Source organism: Leptothrix mechoopdaensis (SeqCode) (assembly GCF_053893855.1).
In genome coordinates, this window is the sequence record NZ_CM132699.1 from 1,883,248 (window position 1) to 1,898,948 (window position 15,701).

Genomic DNA, 15,701 nt, shown 5'->3' on the forward strand with positions numbered 1-15,701 from the left:
CGGCCTCAGACCACGTGCTGGTCGAGCAGGTAGCTGGCGTGCGGGTGCTGCGCCAGCCGGTCGACCAGCCACGGCAGGCAGGCCGCCAGCGTGGCGTGCAGCGTGTAGGGCGGGTTCAGGATGAACATGCCGCTGCCGATCAGCCCGAAGCCCTGCGCATCGGGCTGCTGCACGCTGATGCGCGCATGCAGCCAGCCCTTCGGCGCCAGCGCCTGCAGGCGGCGCGGCAGCTGGCTGGCCTCGACCCGGCTGACCTGCGGGTACCAGACCACGTAGACGCCTTCGGCAAAGCGCTTGAGCGCATCGCGCAGGCTGTCGACCACCTTGCCGTAGTCCGACACCAGCTCGTAGGACGGATCCATCAGCACGACCCCGCGCCGTGACGGCGGCGGCAGCTGGCCCTTCAGCGCCTCGAAGCCGTCGACCTGGGCGATCTGCACGCCGCGCGCGCCGCCGAGGTGGTCGGCCAGGATGGCGTGTTCGGTCGGGTGCAGCTCGAACAGCCGCAGCTGGTCCATCGGCCGCAGCAGCGCCTGCGCGATGGCCGGCGAGCCCGGGTAGTGGCGCAGCGGCAGGTTGGCCGGCTTCGCATCGGGATCGGTGTTCAGGCGGGTGTTGAAGGCCCGGACGAGGTCGAGGTAGTCGGTCACGGCGTCGGGCGTGTCGTCGCCGTCGGCGGCGTCCCACAGCCGCGCGATGCCCTGCAGGTACTCGCCCTTCTTCTGCGCCTGGACGCTGTCGAGCGCATAACCGCCGCCGCCCGCATGGGTGTCGACCAGCCGGTACGGCTTGTCCTTCAGGGCCATGTGGCGCAGGACCTGCACCAGCACGAGGTGCTTGAGAACGTCGGCGTGGTTGCCGGCGTGGAAGGCGTGGCGGTAGGCAAGCATCAGGTGATTCGGTTGGACTCGGGACTTCTACGGTGAACGTGGCGCCGACCACGACGAATCGGCCTGAAATGAAAGAAATGCGCACGGTGCCCATTCCGCGTGGGCAACCGAAGCCGTATTGTCGAGTCGGTCGACGCAGCTCGCTCCTGCGCCTTCTCCGAACACACGACAGGGATGCCGATCCGCCGCACACCGGCGCGAGACGGCCCGCCGCCATGACGCTCACGCCCGCTCCATCGCCGTCCCGTGACGGCCCGCCTTGCCCGTGCCTGATCCGGCCGAATCGCCGGGTCGGCCGGAACTCGTCCGCCAGATGGGCGGCCGGGCTGAGCCTCGGCCTGAGCGTGCTGCTGGCCGCCTGCGGTGGCGGGGGTGGTGGTGGCAATGGCGGTGATCCGGCCAGCGACCCGGGCACCGCCGCCCAGGCCTTCGTCGGCGAGGCGGTGCAGCCGGTCGGCGAGGCGAACTGCGGTCAGGCGGCGATGGTCAGCGAGATCGAGACCCGCCTGTCGCTGCTGCGATCCCATGCCCGCAGCTGCGGCAGCCGCGGCAGCTTCGCCGCCGCCAGCGCCGTCACCTGGAACGCCGTGCTGTACGAGGCCGCACGCGCCCACACGCTGGAGATGGCCGACCACGCCTACTTCGACCACGTCGGCCTGGACGGCAGCTCGCCCGCCGCACGGGTGACGGCAGCGGGCTACGCCTATTCGACGACGGCCGAGAACATCGCCCGGGGCCGGACCTCGGCGAGCGGTCGGACGGCGCTGGACGTGGCCGCCGTGCTCGACCTGTGGACCGCCAGCGACGACCACTGCGCCAACCTGATGGCGCCGCGCATGCGCGAGATCGGGCTGGCCTGTGTCGCCAACCGCTTCGGCGTGCGCTACTGGACGCTGGTGTTGGCCGCGCCGCTGCGCTGAGCCTCGGGCCAGACGGGCCGGTGGCGACGCCTCAACCGCCCTGCCCGCCCTTGTTCAGCCCGAGCCGCTCGACGGTGCGTTTCTCGGTCGCATAGGCCTCGCGCAGCGCGCGGCCGTAGTCGTCCGGACCGAGGTAGTCGACCGACTGGTCGTACTTGGCCAGCTCGGCCACATGGACCGGGTCGTTGAGCGCGGCACGGAAGGCCTCGTGCAGCACCTGCACGACCTCCGCCGGCATGCCACGCGGGCCGACCAGTCCATAGGGCGAGGTCGCGACGATGCCGTAGCCCAGCTCCTTGAGCGTCGGCACCTGCGGCCAGCGCTGGGTGCGGTGGGCGCCGAAGGTGGCCAGCAGGCGCAGCTTGCCGCTGTCGACGAAGGGCGCGAAGCCGTTCGAGTTGACGCCGACCATCACCTGGCCCGACGACACCGCCAGCATCTGCTCGGCCGTGCCCTTGTACGGCACGTGGGTGTAGGTCAGGTTGCGGCGGCCGAACAGGTCGTCCAGCACGACATGCGGCGTGGTGCCGACGCCGTTGGTCGCGACGGTCAGCTCGCCGGGGCGCTGGCGGGCCCAGGTGAACAGGTCCTCGACGCTGCGCAGCTCGCTGCCAGCCTGCACGACGATGCCGAAGGTCACGCCCGTCAGCTGCAGGATCGGGGTGGTGTCGCGGATCGGGTCCCACAGCACCCGCTGGACATGCGGGGCGCGCAGCACCGGCTGCGGCAGCTGGGCGATGGTGTAGCCATCGGGCGCGGCCTGCTGCAGCACCGGCATCGCCAGCGTGCCGCCGGCACCGGAGCGGTTCTCGACCACCACGCGCTGACCCAGCTTCTGGCTGGCCAGCTCGGCCAGCAGGCGCATCGTCAGGTCGGTCGCGCCACCGGCGGGCCAGGGCACCCACAGCGTGACGGGACGCAGCGGGAAGCGGCCGGGCTGGGCCAGGCTCGCCACCGGCAGCGCAGCGGCCGATCCGGCGCTGCAGGACGCCAGCCACGCCAGCAGGCGACGGCGGCGAAGGGTCATTGCCATTCGTTCAGCTCCAGGGTCTGCTTGCCCCCCAGCAGGAAGGTCGAGTTGGCCGGCTCGACACGCTCGACGCGCACCAGCCCCGGCCCGGGGCAATACCACTCGGCGGTGGTCAGCGGCATGTCGCGCCAGCCCTGCACCGGGTCGGCGAACAGCCGCATCTGCGCGGTGCCGCTGACCTTGATGCACTGGCCGAAGCGCCCGGCCGGGCTGTCGACGGTCTGGCCGACCGCCTCGATCGTGTAGGTCATGACGACCGGCGCGTGGCTGTGGCGGATCTCGGGCGGGAACTCCTGCCGGCGCCGCAGCAGGTAGGCCGTCGTGCTGGCCTGCCATTGCGTGCCGACGACCAGCGGCTGGCGCAGCACGTAACGCGGCGCCGGATCGGCCACCGGGTCGGGCAGCGTGTCGTTCTTGCTGGCGACGCGGTAGATGCCGGTGTCGTCGCTGCGCAGCCAGTAGTCGACGCCGGACTCGCTGCGCCGGTGCCAGGCCCGGCCAATGCCCGGCAGGTCTTCCTGACCCAGGCTGCGCAGCACGACCTCGTCGTGTTCGACGGTGTTGTTCTCCCACTCGCTGGTCTGGCGATAGACCCAGCGATGGCCGCCCTCCAGCGGGAACATCGCCGCCGCAGCGCCGCCCTGGCCGCAGCCGGACAGCATCACCAGGGCCACGATCGCCGCGCCGATCAGCGCCGCCAGCAGCGTGCGGCGCAGCGGGCCGCTCAGGCCCGGTCGCGGGGGGTGCATCGGCAGGCGCATGTCACTTCTCCGGCAGCTGGGGCGCCGGCAGGTCGCGGATCTTGACGACCTGCTCGTCGCTGCCCGGCCTGAGCCAGTTCAGACCCTTCTTGCCGGCCTTCGGTTCGGCCTGGCCCATTTGCGTGACCCCCTGGCGCGACTTCTTGATGCCTTCGTTGAGCAGCGCGTGCAGGTCCTTCGCATAGGGCAGCTGGTAGCCGCGCGGCTGGCGCACCGGCTTGCCGTCCTCCAGCGCCTGGACCCAGACGAACAGCGCGCCCGGGCCCTTGTTGGTCGGCTCCTCGATGACGGCGGCCAGCAGCACGAAACGCTCGGGCAGCGCGTCGGAGGTCGGCCAGCCCGACAGGTTGTGCACCGCCGTGTCGGCCCAGAAATAGAAGATGGCGACGCCGGCCACCAGCAGGCCCTTGAGCCAGCCCGGCCAGCGCGACCACAGCAGGGCCAGCACGGTCAGCGCGGCCAGCACGACGAAGGTGAGGGTCAGGGCGAGGGTCATGCGTGTCTCGGAGTCGTTCTTCTGATCGGGGGCGGGTGGCGTGCAGCGGCTTCAGAGCCGCTGCACCAACGTTTTCGGCAGCGTGTTGATGTTGGTGACGGCGCCGTCGGGCAGCAGCGTGAAGCGGGCGGCGGTGGCCTCGTCGCCCTTGCGGGCCAGCGTGACGGTGCCGTAGTACACGACCTCGGCACGCGGGTTGACCTTGACGATGCTGACCGTGACCTCGACCGGCTGACCGTCCTTGCTGTCGTAGTAGTGCGCGTTGACGGTGTACTCGCCGGCGGCGATGCCGCGCAGCGTCACCACCTCCTGGTTCAGCGGGTTCACGACCTGGCGGCCGTTGACCACGATGGTGTCGTTGGCCAGGCCGCGGTCGTCGCGGTCGAGGTGCATCAGCCCGGCCTCGCGGGCGCGGAACCAGACCAGGTTGCCGCCCGGGTCCTGCACCCAGGTGTCGATGTCGTTCGGGTTCAGGTCGGGCCAGGACACGGTGACGATGTATTCGGCCTTGGCCGGGATGTCGCCGGCCTTCAGCGCCTTCGGGTTCATCGCCAGCAGCGCGATCAGGAAGCAGAAGACGAAGGCGATCAGCATGTTGAACAACATGTCGTAGAACGGATCGACCTCGGCTTCCCGGCCGCTGCGGGCTCGACGCGAACGGGCCATGTCTCAGCCCTCGCCGCCGTTGCGCAGGCGCAGGCCGATGCGCTGGCAGTCGGCCACCAGCGCGTCGGCGTAGCGGTCCAGACGCGTCAGCTGCAGGCCCAGCACGATGTTGCCGACCAGGCCGACCATCGTCGTCAGCAGCGCGATGCCCAGGCCCGAGGTCAGCGTGCGCAGCAGATCCTGGGTCTGGTTCGGGTCGAAGCTCTGCACCTGCCCGATCTGGATGGCCAGGATCGAGAAGCCGATCACCTTGCCCAGCAGACCCAGCTTGAGCTGGATGCCGTTGACCCACCAGGCGGTGTGGTGCGGCCCCTGCGCCTGTTCCAGCAGCAGGTCCAGCGGCGCGTCGGCGTCACGCGGGGATGCGGCCAGCGCGGCCCAGTAGCTCGCGGCCCAGCCGTCGGCGTCGTGTTCGGCCAGGCCGGCGACCGGACGCAGGCGGGCCTGCTCCATCAGGCGGCGCTGGCGTTGCAGCTCGCGCGAGCGGGCACCGCACCACAGCGTCGAGCCGGCGAAGACCACGATGATCACCAGCGTCAGCCCGGTCGGATCCGAGCGCAGCAGCAGGCCCCAGACGCCGCGCATGCCGAGCAGCCAGGTCGCGAAGACCAGCAGGCCGCCGAGCGTCAGCCATTCCAGCCAGATCGGCTCGATCGCCGGGGCACCGTCCCGGGCCGGACGGTTCGTGAGCTTGAACAGCGCCATGTCAACCGCCCCGCTTGGTCAGCGCACCGAAGCCACGCTGCGGGTCATAGCCCCAGCTGGCGACGCCGAAGCAGATGGCCAGCGTGCCCAGCACGATCCACGGTGACAGGCCCGGGTCCTTGTCGTAGAGCGCGTAGCGCATCCACTCCACCGCATGCGTGAACGGGTTGAAGCGGGCGATCTGGTAGACCCAGGTCGCGCCCGATTCCTCCAGCTTCCACAGCGGGTAGAGCGCGGTCGACATGAAGTACATCGGGAAGATGACGAAGTTCATCGTGCCGGCGAAGTTCTCGAGCTGCTTGATGTGCACGCTCAGCAGCAGGCCCAGCGCGCCCAGCATCAGCGCCGCACTGACGGCCGCGACGATGACGTGCGGCGTCTGCGGCCCCCAGACCGGCAGCTCGGTGCCCAGCAGCCAGGCGATGACGACGAAGGCGCCGGCCTGCAGCAGCGACAGCACGGCGGTCGCCACCAGCTTGGACAGCAGGATCCACGGCCGCGGCAGCGGCGCCGTCAGCAGCAGGCGCATCAGGCCCATCTCGCGGTCGTAGACCATCGCCAGGCTGGACTGCATGCCGTTGAACAGCAGCACCATGCCGATCAGGCCGGGCGCGATGTAGACGTCATAGGGAATGTAGGTGTCGTAGGGCTCGGCGATGGCCACGCCGAAGACGTTGCGGAAGCCGGCCGCGAACACCGCCAGCCACAGCAGCGGACGCACCAGCGCCGACACCAGCCGGCCGGTCTGGCGCAGGAACTTGGCCAGCTCGCGGGCGACGATCGCCCACATCGCCTGCAGCGCGTGCGGCAGGCCGGTCCGGGCGCTGGCCCGGTCGTGTGTCGGGCTCATCCTCGTGCCTTGCAGAGCTTCTCGGGCGCGTCGCCGCCCAGGGTGTCGAGCTTGTTCTTCGGGTGCAGGATGCCGTCGGGCGGGGCCACCGCGACAACGCCCTGGCCATCGGTCATCAGCATCGTCTGGCGCATCTGGCCATCCCACGGGCGGAAGCCCATCGTGACGCCCTTGGAGCCGTCCAGCTCCAGCGCGGCAAAGGCCTTGTGGACGGCGGCGGCCGGGCCCTTCGGCGCTTCGACCGCTGCGGCGGCAATCGCCTTGCCGGCCATCCAGGCCGACCACTCGTGGCCGCCCATCGGCCGCTTGGCGTCGCGCGTGAAGCGGCGCGAGACCTGCGGCGCGCCGTAGCGCTCGTACTGCGCATGCCAGGCCACCGCCGTCAGCCCGGCATCGCCGACCACCGGACGCGGCAGCACCGTGCGATAGGGCAGGCTGCGGGCGAACTCGCCGTCGCTGTCGACCACCCAGACGACGTCGTAGCTGCCCTGGGTCAGCAGCGCCGGGTTGGCCAGGTCGCGCTCGCGCGGATCACCCGAAAGCTTGAACGGCTTGGTGCCGGCCAGCTTCAGGCCGTAACGCTTGATGGCAGCCTGCGCGGTGGCACTGCGTTGTGCGTCGGCCGGGGTCGGGCCGGTCAGCAGCAGCACGTTCATCCACTTCTGCGCCACCAGCGTCTGCGCCAGCGCATCGGCGCGCATGCGGTCGCTGGGCAGGGTGTGGAACAGGCGGGCGCGGCAGTCCTTCTCGCGCAGCGCGTCGCTGGGGTCGCCGACGTTGATGACCGGCAGCTTGACGGCATCGGCCACCGCCAGCGTCGCCGCCGGCGGCAGGTCGGTCAGCAGGAAGGTCGCCCCGGCCTTCTCGGCCTTCTCGGCCGCCGCGCGGGCGGCCTCGGGCGTGGCGGCGACGTTGACGACCTCGAAGGTGACCGAGGCGCCGGCCGCGTCCAGTTCCATGCCGGCTTCCTTCAGCGCGACGCGGATGCCGTCGGCCGCCGGACCGCCGGTCTGGCCGAGGTAGGCCCGCTCGATGCGGTTGCGGTCCAGTCGCGGATCGTCATCCGGCGCGATCAGCACGGCCTTGAAGGCGGCGGCCTGCACCATGCCGGCGCCGCACAGCAGCCCCAGCGCGGCCAGCCGGATCGTCACGGGTCGCAGGCGCATCGGACCCGCCCTCACTCGACCACCAGCACGCCGTAGGGCACGCGGCCGACCGGCACGGTCTTGATGGCCTTGGCGGCCGGCACGTCGACGATGGTCAGGTCGTCGGACAGGCCGTTGACGACGTAGAGCCGGTCCTGCGCCTTGTTCAGGCCCAGGCCCCAGGCGCGCTTGCCGGCCAGCACCAGGTCGGTGACCTTGCGCTCGGCCACGTCGACGAAGGCGACATGGTTGGCACGGCCCAGCGCCACGTAGGCGCGCTTGCCGTCGGCGCTCATCTCGATGCCGACCGGCGTGATGTCGCTGGCGCGGGCGCCCTTGACCTCGAACTTGATGGTGCCGACCACCTCGAGCTTGCGGGTGTCGATGATGCTGACGCTGGCGCCCAGCTCGTTGGTGACCCACAGCTGCGAGCCGTCGGGCGTCAGGCCGAAGCGGCGCGGCCGCTTGCCGACCTTGATGTTCTTGACGACCTTCTGCGTCGCGGTGTCGATGACGTGGACCAGGCTGGCGACCTCGGAGGTCACGTAGACCAGCTTGCCGTCATGGCTGACCTTGACACCCTCGGGCTCCTTGCCGACCTCGACCTGCTTCTGCTTGCCGCTGGCGATGTCGATGATGGTCAGCGCGCCATCTTCCTCGCTGGAGACGTAGAGCGTCTTGCCGTCGGGCGACAGGTCGAAGGCCTCCGGGTCCTCGCCCATCGGTACCTTCTTGACCGACTGCCGGGTCGCCAGGTCGATGACGTCGGCCTGGCCGGAGTCGCCGCAAGCCGTCATCAGCTGCTTGCCGTCGGGCATCAGGCGCAGGTGGCGCGGGCGCTTGCAGGTCGGCACGGTGCCGGTCACGGCCATCGTCTTCAGGTCGAGCACCGTCAGCGTGTTGTCCTTCTCGCTGGACACGTAGGCGACGCCCTGGGCGTGCGCGCCGGCCGCGCAGGTGGCGCCCAGCGCGATCAGCGTGGCGGCGGCCAGGCGGCGCAGGCCGCCGGTCGATTCGGGTCGGGTGAGGTCCATCGTTGTCTCCTTCGTTGTGGAACCGGCCGCCCTTCGAGGGGCGGTCCGCATCGGATCAGGTGGTCGCCTGGATGAAGGCTTCCTCCAGCCGGCTGCCGCCGAGCGCGGCGGCGACCTCGGCAGGCGTGCCATCGGCCAGCAGTCGGCCCTTGTGCAGCACCACCACGCGGTCGGCGGCCTCGGCCTCCTCGACCAGGTGGGTGGCCCACAGCACGCTGCTGCCGCGTGCGGCGACATCGGCCTGGATGGCGGCCAGCAGGTCGCGGCGCGACTTCGGATCCAGCCCGACGGTCGGCTCGTCCATCAGCACCAGCGCCGGGCGGTGCAGCAGCGAGCGCACCAGCTCGACCTTGCGGCGGTTGCCGCCCGACAGCTCGCGCACCGTGCGGCCGAGTTCGGCACCCAGCCCCATCGCGGCACAGCCCAGCGCGATGCGCTCGGTCGTGATGCCACGCGGCAGGCCGTGCAGGTCGGCGTGGAAACGCAGGTTGCGCTCGACCGACAGGTCCAGGTCCAGCGACATCTGCTGGAACACCACGCCGATGTGGCGCAGCGCGGCGGCCGGCGACTGCCGCACGGCAATGCCGGCGACCTCGACCTCGCCCTCGTCGGCCGCGAACAGCCCTGTCAGCACCTGGAACAGCGTCGACTTGCCGGCGCCGTTGGGCCCCAGCAGGGCGACCCGCTGGCCCGGCGGGATCACCAGATCCAGCCCGTTCAGCGCCACCCGTTCGCCATAGCGCTTGACCAGCCGTTCGATGCGCAGGATCGGCCCTGCCTTGTCGGCGTTCATCAGAGTTCCACCTCCATGCGGTCGGCCGCCGGCTCCAGGCCCCAGCGCGCGATCAGCTGGTCGCGCACCGGCGCCTGGGCGTCGTCGACCGATTCGAGCAGCAGCCGCCGCCGCGCCCGGGCGCCCTCCAGCGCACTCCACGGCTCGTTGGCGGCGTCCGGCGTCCAGCGCGGTGCCGGGATCGCCTCATGGGCCGGCAGCGACGGGCTGCCACCCAGCAGCACGCAGTCGGCCTCGCGCATCCACTCGCCGGCCATCGCGCCGACGCCGGCCACGCTGGAGGCGCAGAAGAAGCGCTGACCCGTCACGAGGTCCCGCACCGCCAGCGCGATGGTCGAGCCGACCTGCGGCCCCGATGGTTGCTGGCTGTGACGCGGCAACGGACCGTCGGTCGCCACGGCGGTGAATTCGAGCTGCGGCTGGCCGTCGACCTGGAACACCGCGCTGCGGCATTCGCCCGCCACCGGGATCACGTGCCAATGCACGCCGCAGTAGTGCTCCAGCATCGGCAGCACCGGCAGCGTGTGGCTCAGTTCCTCGAACACGGCCGGCGTGGCGAACAGGTGGATCGGCGCACCGTCGCGCAGGCTCAGCAGGCCGGTGACGTGGTCCATCTGCGCATCCGTCAGCACGACGGTGCGCACGGCGGCATCGGCCAGCCCCGGATGGCGCAGCAGCCGCGCATCGGTGGCGAGCTGGTCGGCCACGGCCGGCGTCACGTTGACCATCAGCCAGTGACGGCCGTCGCCGGACAGCGCCGCCGCGCCGGCTGTCCGGCTGGGCGGCATGTGGGCCACCTGGCTGCGCTGGGGCAGCGGCACGGCGTCTGCGCCGCCCTTGAGCACCACCAGCTTCACGTCAGACCCCGCATGGATGTACTTCCTCTCCTGGTTCATCGGCCGCCCGGCCGACAGCGCCAGGGCGCCGACACGCGGGGCGGTGTCAACCCGATATTCAGCAAGAGACATGCCGCCATGCCGCGGCGTCAAGTTGACGTGCGCGTCGATCGAACGACCGTTCGCACTGCTGGAAAACACCAAGGCCGAGGCCGACAAAGCCGCCGCAAGGCCCGACCACGAGCTGGAACATTGTTCCAACGCGACACAGACGCCGCGCCCGCGCACCGGATCTGGCCGGGGGTTCCGCTTCGCACGGCTGCGCCTATGCTGTCCGGACAGGTGCGTGACACTGTGTCGCGCCCGCAGTCCCCCGTCGACGATGCGTTTCCGACCGTTCCCGACCCGCCGCACCGCCGCCCGGCTGGCCTGCGCCCTGACGCTGGGCGTCGGCAGCGCGGCGGCCGAACCTGTGAACCTGTCCAACCAGGTCGCCGCCCCGGCCTGCACGGCCACGCCCGGCGCACCCGCCATCGCCGGCTGGCAGGCACTCGCGCCGGACCTGTGGCTGCTGCCGGGCGCCGCCGGCGACACCGATGCCGGCAACCGGGGGGCCATCTCCAACCTGCTGCTGCTGTTCGACGGCCCTCGCACGTGGCTGGTGGGCGCCGGGCCGAGCGCGGCATACGGCAGGGCCTTGTCGGCCGACATCCGCTGCCGCTTCGGCCGGACGCTGACCGACGCGATCGCGCCGTGGCCACGTCCCGAGCTGGTGCTGGGGCTGGCCGGACTCGACGCCTCGGTGCGGCTGTGGGCCCACGCCGACGTCGCCGCCGCGATGGCCGAGCGTTGCGCGCATTGCAGCGAACGGCTGCAGGCGCGGCTCGGTGAACACGCCGCCGACCTCGGCGAGCCGCCATCGATCCCGCGCCCCCAGCGGCTGCTGGACGGTGAACAGGGCCGGCTCGGGCCGTGGCACTGGTGGCGCGTCGAACGCACGCCGGGCACGGCGGTGACACTGTGGTCGCATGCGCCGAGCGGCATCGTCAGCGCCCACGGCCTGTCCTGGAGCGACGGCGCACCCGACCTGCGCGACGCCACGCTCGACGGCATCGAGGCCGGCACCGCGCAGCTGCAGCAGATCGCCTCCGCCCTGTCGTCGGCCACACCCCGGCGACCGCCGCGCTGGCTGCCCGAACAGGGGCCTGTCGACCGGCTGGCGACGCCGGACGCGCAGGCCGCGTACTGGCAGGCCCTGCGCGAGGCCGTGAGCGCCGCGCAGTCCGCTGGCATCGGCGAGACCGAACCCGCCCCGGCGCAGTTGCCGGGCGTGGACGCGCGCTTCACCCGCAGCGAACGCCACGCGCTGAACTGGCAGCGGGCCTGGCGCGAGCTGGAGGACCGTGCCTTCGACGCGGCCCCTGCCAGCCGCCCGGAAGGCCGCTGATCGCGCAACTGGCGCGCAACACGCATCCCGGACATCAGGCCGGCTTGTTCCAGCGCAGCTTGCGGTAGATGGTGTTGCGGCTGATGCCCAGCTGCTTGGCCGCCACCGAGATGTTGCCGCCGGCCGCCTCCACCGCCGTGCGGATCGACATCAGCTCGATGTCCTCCAGCGAGCGCGGCGTGGACTCGACCGGCATGCCACGCCCGACCCCCGGCGGCAAGGTGGCCGAGGACAGCGAGGACGCATCGCCGGAGGCGGCCCGCGAAGTGGCGGGCTGGAACGGCGCGCTCGCCGCGTTGGCCGTGGCCGGCGCGGGCTCGCTCGCCGGCTCCGGCTGCACGGCCTGGCGGGCCTGGCGTTCGTCGAGCGCGCGGCGCGCGTCCTCGATGAAGTCGTCGGACAGGTGGTCGCGCGTGATCACCCGTTCACCCGCCGCCATCACGCAGGCGGTGCGCAGCACGTTGAACAGCTGGCGCACGTTGCCGGGCCAGGCATAGGCCTGGAACAGGCGCACGACCTCGGTGCTGAGCGTGGGCGCGTTGCGGCCGCATTCGCGTTCGAGGATGCGCTCGACCAGCGGCATCAGGTCGCTGCGTTCACGCAGCGGCGGCAGGCGCACGGCCAGACCGTTCAGGCGGTAGTAGAGGTCCTCGCGGAAGGTCTTCTGCTCGATCATCTCGCGCAGGTTGCGGTGGGTCGCGCAGACCAGCATCACGTCGACCGCCACCGACTTGGCGCTGCCCAGCGGTGTCACCTGGCGCTCCTGCAGCACCCGCAGCAGGTGGGCCTGAAGGGCGATCGGCATGTCGCCGATCTCGTCGAGGAACAGCGTGCCGCCATTGGCCTGGACGATCTTGCCAACGGCGCCCTTGCGGCGCGCACCGGTGAAGGCGCCTTCCTCGTAGCCGAACAGCTCGGCCTCGATCAGCGTGTCAGGGATCGACGCGCAGTTGACCGCCACGAAGGGCTGCTTGGCGCGGTCCGAATCCTGGTGGATCGCTCGTGCCAGCAGTTCCTTGCCGGTGCCGGTCTCGCCCAGCACGAGGATCGGGATGTCGCGGTTGAGCACTCGCCGGATCTTGTCGAGCAGCGCCCCGACCTGGGCGTCGCCGGTCGCCAGGCGGGCCAGGCCTTCGCGCTGGGCGGTCCCGCCCGAAGTCGACGGCTGGACCGCGGCCGATGCCGGCTGACCGGTCGCGCCGGACGTGTTCGCCGCATCGGCGGCGGTTGCGGAATGACTGGCCGCAGGGGCCGCATCACCCGCCGAGGCCGGCTCGCCAGTCTGCTCGCGCAGCATCGTGTCGAAGCTCTGCCAGACCGGCCAGTTGAAGCGCGCGTAGACGTGGAACTGGCGGCCGTTGTTGGTCTCCAGCGGCAGCGGCGTGGCCAGCGGCGAACGGAAGCGGTCGACCAGCGCGGCCACCGTCGTGCCGAACAGCGTGCTCAGCGAGTGCATGCGCAGCGCCGCGCCGCTCAGGCCCAGCTGCTCCAGCGCGCCACGGTTGGCGCCCACGAGCTTGCCGTCCTGGCTGACGGCGACGATGCCCTCCATCAGCGTGCCGATGAACTCGACGCGGCTGTGGAAGTGCAGGCGCATGACGTTGCGGTAGTCGTCGGTGAGCCAGTGGTTCTCGATCATCCGCGCGCTCATCTTGACCAGCCCCATCGTGTGCTGGTGGTAGCCGCGGTGATCGCCCGAGACGTCGAGCACGCCCAGGATGTTGCCGCGCGGGTCAAGGATGGGCGCGGCCGAGCAGGTCAGGAAATGGTTGGCGTGCAGGTAGTGCTCGTCGGCGTGGACCAGCACCGGGCGTTCCTCGATCAGCGCGGTGCCGACCGCGTTGGTGCCCTTGTACTGCTCGGACCAATTGGCGCCCGGCGCCAGCGCCACCTTGGAGGCACGGCTGAGGAAGTCGTCGACGCCGATCGAATGCAGGATCACGCCGGTCGCGTCGGTCAGCACCACCATGCTCTGCGACTCGACGATCTGGTCGTGCAGCATCTCCATCACCGGCGCGGCATGGGTGTAGAGGCGGTGGTTGCGCTCGCGCACCACCGACAGGTCGGTGCGGCCGAGCGGCGAGAAGTCGGGCCGCTCGATGCGCGACAGGCCGAGCGCCTGGCAACGCTCGTGCGACTGGTCGATGCGCTCGACGTGTTCCTCGGGCAGTTGCAGCGCCGAGGCGATCGGGCGGCGGGGTTCGTCCGCCTGCAGTCGGGCGCGTGCGCTGCCGATCGGCGGCAGGTAACTCGTGGACATGCAGGGCTCCTCAGGAAGATGGGACGGTGACGACGCGGGCCGAAGGATCGTGGAGCGTGACACGTCCCGCCACCCGGGACTGTCCCGAGGGTGTCACACGATGGAACACCTCGAACGGGACACCGGGTTGTCACCCGGCCACCCCTGTCCCATCCGCGCCAGCTCGCAACAGGACACCCGGACAACCCCTCAAGCAGGCGGCCGGAGTCCCCGGGCGGACGCGCTGGAAGCCGTTGGCACGGGCATTGCAGACATGCCGTCCAAGCACCCATCCTCAACGATCCTGGAGACATGCCGATGCCCCGCTCCCTGACCCTGCGCCCCGTCGCCCGCACCCTCGCCGCCCTCGCCTTCGCCGGCCTGGCCGGCCTCAGCACCTGGGCCGTCGCCCACGGTGACGTCACGCCCCAGGCGGTCGACACCAGCAGCCTGCCGCAGCTCGGCGCCGACTGGCTGCCCGACAACCCCTACCGCGGCAACGACAAGGCGGTCGCCATCGGCAGCTCGGCCTACAACCAGAACTGCGCCCGCTGCCACGGCCTGGAAGCCATCTCCGGCGGCATCGCGCCCGACCTGCGCAAGCTCGACAACGACTGCGCCAACGCCAAGGACGCACGCCGCAAGGCCGCCTGCGTGCGCGAGATCGACGACTACTTCAGCGGCAGCGTCCGCCGTGGCAAGGTCCGCAACGGCGCGGTCTACATGCCGCCGTTCGAGGGCATCCTGTCGCAGGAAGCCGTCTGGTCGATCAAGGCCTACCTCGAGACCCGTCGCGAGAAGCCGCTCTGATCCGCTCCGAGCGGATCGGCAGCTGAGCACCTGACCGATTTCCCCCCTTCGGCGCCCCATGGCGCCGTTGTCGTTCCTGCCCACCACGAGACGCCGCCACACGGCGTCCGAACCGAGAGACAAGCCATGAACCGTCGTCGATTCCTGCGCCAGGGCTCATCCCTGGCTTCCCTGGCCGTCGCGCTCGGCGCCGGCGGCACCGCCACTTCCGTGCTCGCCCAGGCGGCCGACGGCGCCTCGGCGCTGGAGAAGGTGCGCGCCCGCGGTCGCCTGATCGTCGGCGTCTACCAGGAACTGCCGCCCTTCCATGTCGACGGCAAGGGGATCGAGGTCGAACTGGCGCGGGCGCTGGCCGGCGGCCTGGGCGTGCAGACCTCGGTCCTGCCGTTCACGGCGGGCGAGAACATGTCCGACGACCTGCGCAACATGGTCTGGCGCGGTCACTACCTGGGCTGGGGCCCTGCCGACGTGCTGCTGCACGTGCCGGTGGACCGGCCGCTGATCGATTCGAGCCCGCAGGTCGAGATCTTCGGACCCTACTGGCGTGAACGCGTCGTGATCGCCCGCGACCTGAGCGTCGTCCCGAAGCTCGACGGACTCGACGACCTGAAGAACCGCCGCATCGCGGTGCCCGGCCTGTCGCTGGCCGGCTGGCTGATGATCGGCGCCGAGAACGGCCGGCTGCGCGAGCAGCTCGTCACCGACCTGCCCTCGGGCGTCGACGCGGCCCAGCTGCTGCGCAAGGGCGAGGTGCCGGTGGCGGCGGGCCTGCGCTCGGAGCTGGAATCGGTGCTGCGCGACGACCCGCGCTACGCCATCACGCCGCTGCCGATCCCGCGTGCGCCGCGCGACGGCTGGGCCGTCGGCATGGCCGTCAAGCGCAGCGCCGGCGACCTGGCGCGCGCGCTGCAGGGCACGCTCAACGATCTCGCCGAACAGGGCAAGCTGCGCGAGATATTCGCCAGCGGCGGCCTGGCCTGGCAAAAGGTCTGACGCCCCTTCGGCGGTATTCGCGGATCGGGCGATGCAGTACTCGCGCCCGGGCGTCCGGAGATTTTTGTGTGGCAGCGCTCGACCAG

Annotated in this window: 16 protein-coding genes; 4 read left to right on the forward strand and 12 right to left on the reverse strand. The window is 71.2% G+C overall.

Annotated elements, in window-relative coordinates; genetic code table 11:
• Positions 1-5: 5 nt before the first annotated feature.
• Positions 6-890 (reverse strand): 23S rRNA (adenine(2030)-N(6))-methyltransferase RlmJ, encoded by an 885-nt coding sequence (locus tag ACWA7K_RS08345; protein WP_456167467.1) that lies wholly within the window; start codon positions 888-890, stop codon positions 6-8.
• Between the two features lie 215 nt (positions 891-1,105).
• Between ACWA7K_RS08345 and ACWA7K_RS08350 the strand changes: the two genes are divergently transcribed.
• On the forward strand, positions 1,106-1,810 hold the full coding sequence (locus ACWA7K_RS08350; protein WP_456167469.1) for a CAP domain-containing protein: 705 nt from the start codon (positions 1,106-1,108) through the stop codon (positions 1,808-1,810).
• A gap of 31 nt (positions 1,811-1,841) precedes the next feature.
• Here ACWA7K_RS08350 and ACWA7K_RS08355 read toward each other — a convergent pair whose 3' ends face one another.
• The 10 genes from ACWA7K_RS08355 to ACWA7K_RS08400 are packed head-to-tail and all read right to left on the reverse strand — an operon-like array spanning position 1,842 to position 10,258.
• Complete coding sequence (locus ACWA7K_RS08355) at positions 1,842-2,843, reverse strand: tripartite tricarboxylate transporter substrate binding protein (protein ID WP_456167471.1); 1,002 nt, start codon at positions 2,841-2,843, stop codon at positions 1,842-1,844.
• Positions 2,834-3,601, reverse strand: a complete 768-nt coding sequence (locus ACWA7K_RS08360; RefSeq protein ID WP_456167473.1) for a hypothetical protein — start codon at positions 3,599-3,601, stop codon at positions 2,834-2,836. The genes ACWA7K_RS08355 and ACWA7K_RS08360 overlap by 10 nt, the downstream gene beginning before the upstream one ends.
• A 1-nt stretch (position 3,602) precedes the next feature.
• Positions 3,603-4,097 carry a hypothetical protein gene (locus ACWA7K_RS08365; protein WP_456167475.1) on the reverse strand — a complete coding sequence of 165 codons (495 nt, stop codon included), beginning with the start codon at positions 4,095-4,097 and terminating at the stop codon, positions 3,603-3,605.
• A gap of 51 nt (positions 4,098-4,148) precedes the next feature.
• The gene (locus ACWA7K_RS08370) at positions 4,149-4,763 is read right to left on the reverse strand and encodes a hypothetical protein (RefSeq protein ID WP_456167477.1); all 615 of its coding nucleotides are present in this window, start codon (positions 4,761-4,763) and stop codon (positions 4,149-4,151) included.
• Positions 4,764-4,766: 3 nt separating this feature from the next.
• Positions 4,767-5,468, reverse strand: coding sequence for a hypothetical protein (locus tag ACWA7K_RS08375; RefSeq protein WP_456167479.1), 702 nt, complete (start codon positions 5,466-5,468; stop codon positions 4,767-4,769).
• Between the two features lies 1 nt (position 5,469).
• Positions 5,470-6,318 carry an ABC transporter permease gene (locus tag ACWA7K_RS08380; protein WP_456167481.1) on the reverse strand — a complete coding sequence of 283 codons (849 nt, stop codon included), beginning with the start codon at positions 6,316-6,318 and terminating at the stop codon, positions 5,470-5,472.
• Positions 6,315-7,484, reverse strand: a complete 1,170-nt coding sequence (locus ACWA7K_RS08385) for an ABC transporter substrate-binding protein (RefSeq protein WP_456167483.1) — start codon at positions 7,482-7,484, stop codon at positions 6,315-6,317. The genes ACWA7K_RS08380 and ACWA7K_RS08385 overlap by 4 nt, the downstream gene beginning before the upstream one ends.
• An 11-nt stretch (positions 7,485-7,495) precedes the next feature.
• Complete coding sequence (locus tag ACWA7K_RS08390; protein ID WP_456167485.1) at positions 7,496-8,497, reverse strand: PQQ-dependent catabolism-associated beta-propeller protein; 1,002 nt, start codon at positions 8,495-8,497, stop codon at positions 7,496-7,498.
• 55 nt (positions 8,498-8,552) lie between these two features.
• Positions 8,553-9,290 (reverse strand): ATP-binding cassette domain-containing protein, encoded by a 738-nt coding sequence (locus ACWA7K_RS08395; protein WP_456167487.1) that lies wholly within the window; start codon positions 9,288-9,290, stop codon positions 8,553-8,555.
• Positions 9,290-10,258 carry an MBL fold metallo-hydrolase gene (locus ACWA7K_RS08400; protein ID WP_456167489.1) on the reverse strand — a complete coding sequence of 323 codons (969 nt, stop codon included), beginning with the start codon at positions 10,256-10,258 and terminating at the stop codon, positions 9,290-9,292. Before ACWA7K_RS08400 ends, ACWA7K_RS08395 begins: the two co-directional genes overlap by 1 nt.
• 250 nt (positions 10,259-10,508) lie before the next feature.
• Here ACWA7K_RS08400 and ACWA7K_RS08405 point away from each other — a divergent pair, with 250 nt between their 5' ends.
• Positions 10,509-11,573 carry a hypothetical protein gene (locus ACWA7K_RS08405; protein WP_456167491.1) on the forward strand — a complete coding sequence of 355 codons (1,065 nt, stop codon included), beginning with the start codon at positions 10,509-10,511 and terminating at the stop codon, positions 11,571-11,573.
• A 34-nt stretch (positions 11,574-11,607) separates the two neighbouring features.
• Here ACWA7K_RS08405 and ACWA7K_RS08410 read toward each other — a convergent pair whose 3' ends face one another.
• Positions 11,608-13,833, reverse strand: coding sequence for a sigma-54-dependent Fis family transcriptional regulator (locus tag ACWA7K_RS08410; protein ID WP_456167493.1), 2,226 nt, complete (start codon positions 13,831-13,833; stop codon positions 11,608-11,610).
• 291 nt (positions 13,834-14,124) lie between these two features.
• On the opposite strand from ACWA7K_RS08410, the gene pedF reads away from it, so the two are divergent.
• Positions 14,125-14,622: a cytochrome c-550 PedF gene (pedF, locus tag ACWA7K_RS08415; protein WP_456167495.1), complete on the forward strand. Its 498-nt coding sequence runs from the start codon at positions 14,125-14,127 to the stop codon at positions 14,620-14,622.
• Positions 14,623-14,748: 126 nt separating this feature from the next.
• On the forward strand, positions 14,749-15,615 hold the full coding sequence (locus ACWA7K_RS08420; RefSeq protein WP_456167497.1) for an ABC transporter substrate-binding protein: 867 nt from the start codon (positions 14,749-14,751) through the stop codon (positions 15,613-15,615).
• Positions 15,616-15,701 lie beyond the last annotated feature (86 nt).

Coding starts and splice junctions, on each gene's coding strand:
- ACWA7K_RS08360 (WP_456167473.1), bottom strand. CDS start 3,601: ATGCGCCTGCCGATGCACCCCCCGCGACCGGGCCTGAGCGGCCCGCTG.
- ACWA7K_RS08385 (WP_456167483.1), bottom strand. CDS start 7,484: ATGCGCCTGCGACCCGTGACGATCCGGCTGGCCGCGCTGGGGCTGCTG.
- ACWA7K_RS08395 (WP_456167487.1), bottom strand. CDS start 9,290: ATGAACGCCGACAAGGCAGGGCCGATCCTGCGCATCGAACGGCTGGTC.
- ACWA7K_RS08380 (WP_456167481.1), bottom strand. CDS start 6,318: ATGAGCCCGACACACGACCGGGCCAGCGCCCGGACCGGCCTGCCGCAC.
- ACWA7K_RS08420 (WP_456167497.1), top strand. CDS start 14,749: ATGAACCGTCGTCGATTCCTGCGCCAGGGCTCATCCCTGGCTTCCCTG.
- ACWA7K_RS08355 (WP_456167471.1), bottom strand. CDS start 2,843: ATGGCAATGACCCTTCGCCGCCGTCGCCTGCTGGCGTGGCTGGCGTCC.
- ACWA7K_RS08375 (WP_456167479.1), bottom strand. CDS start 5,468: ATGGCGCTGTTCAAGCTCACGAACCGTCCGGCCCGGGACGGTGCCCCG.
- ACWA7K_RS08370 (WP_456167477.1), bottom strand. CDS start 4,763: ATGGCCCGTTCGCGTCGAGCCCGCAGCGGCCGGGAAGCCGAGGTCGAT.
- pedF (WP_456167495.1), top strand. CDS start 14,125: ATGCCGATGCCCCGCTCCCTGACCCTGCGCCCCGTCGCCCGCACCCTC.
- ACWA7K_RS08390 (WP_456167485.1), bottom strand. CDS start 8,497: ATGGACCTCACCCGACCCGAATCGACCGGCGGCCTGCGCCGCCTGGCC.
- ACWA7K_RS08365 (WP_456167475.1), bottom strand. CDS start 4,097: ATGACCCTCGCCCTGACCCTCACCTTCGTCGTGCTGGCCGCGCTGACC.
- ACWA7K_RS08400 (WP_456167489.1), bottom strand. CDS start 10,258: ATGTCTCTTGCTGAATATCGGGTTGACACCGCCCCGCGTGTCGGCGCC.
- ACWA7K_RS08405 (WP_456167491.1), top strand. CDS start 10,509: ATGCGTTTCCGACCGTTCCCGACCCGCCGCACCGCCGCCCGGCTGGCC.
- ACWA7K_RS08345 (WP_456167467.1), bottom strand. CDS start 890: ATGCTTGCCTACCGCCACGCCTTCCACGCCGGCAACCACGCCGACGTT.
- ACWA7K_RS08350 (WP_456167469.1), top strand. CDS start 1,106: ATGACGCTCACGCCCGCTCCATCGCCGTCCCGTGACGGCCCGCCTTGC.
- ACWA7K_RS08410 (WP_456167493.1), bottom strand. CDS start 13,833: ATGTCCACGAGTTACCTGCCGCCGATCGGCAGCGCACGCGCCCGACTG.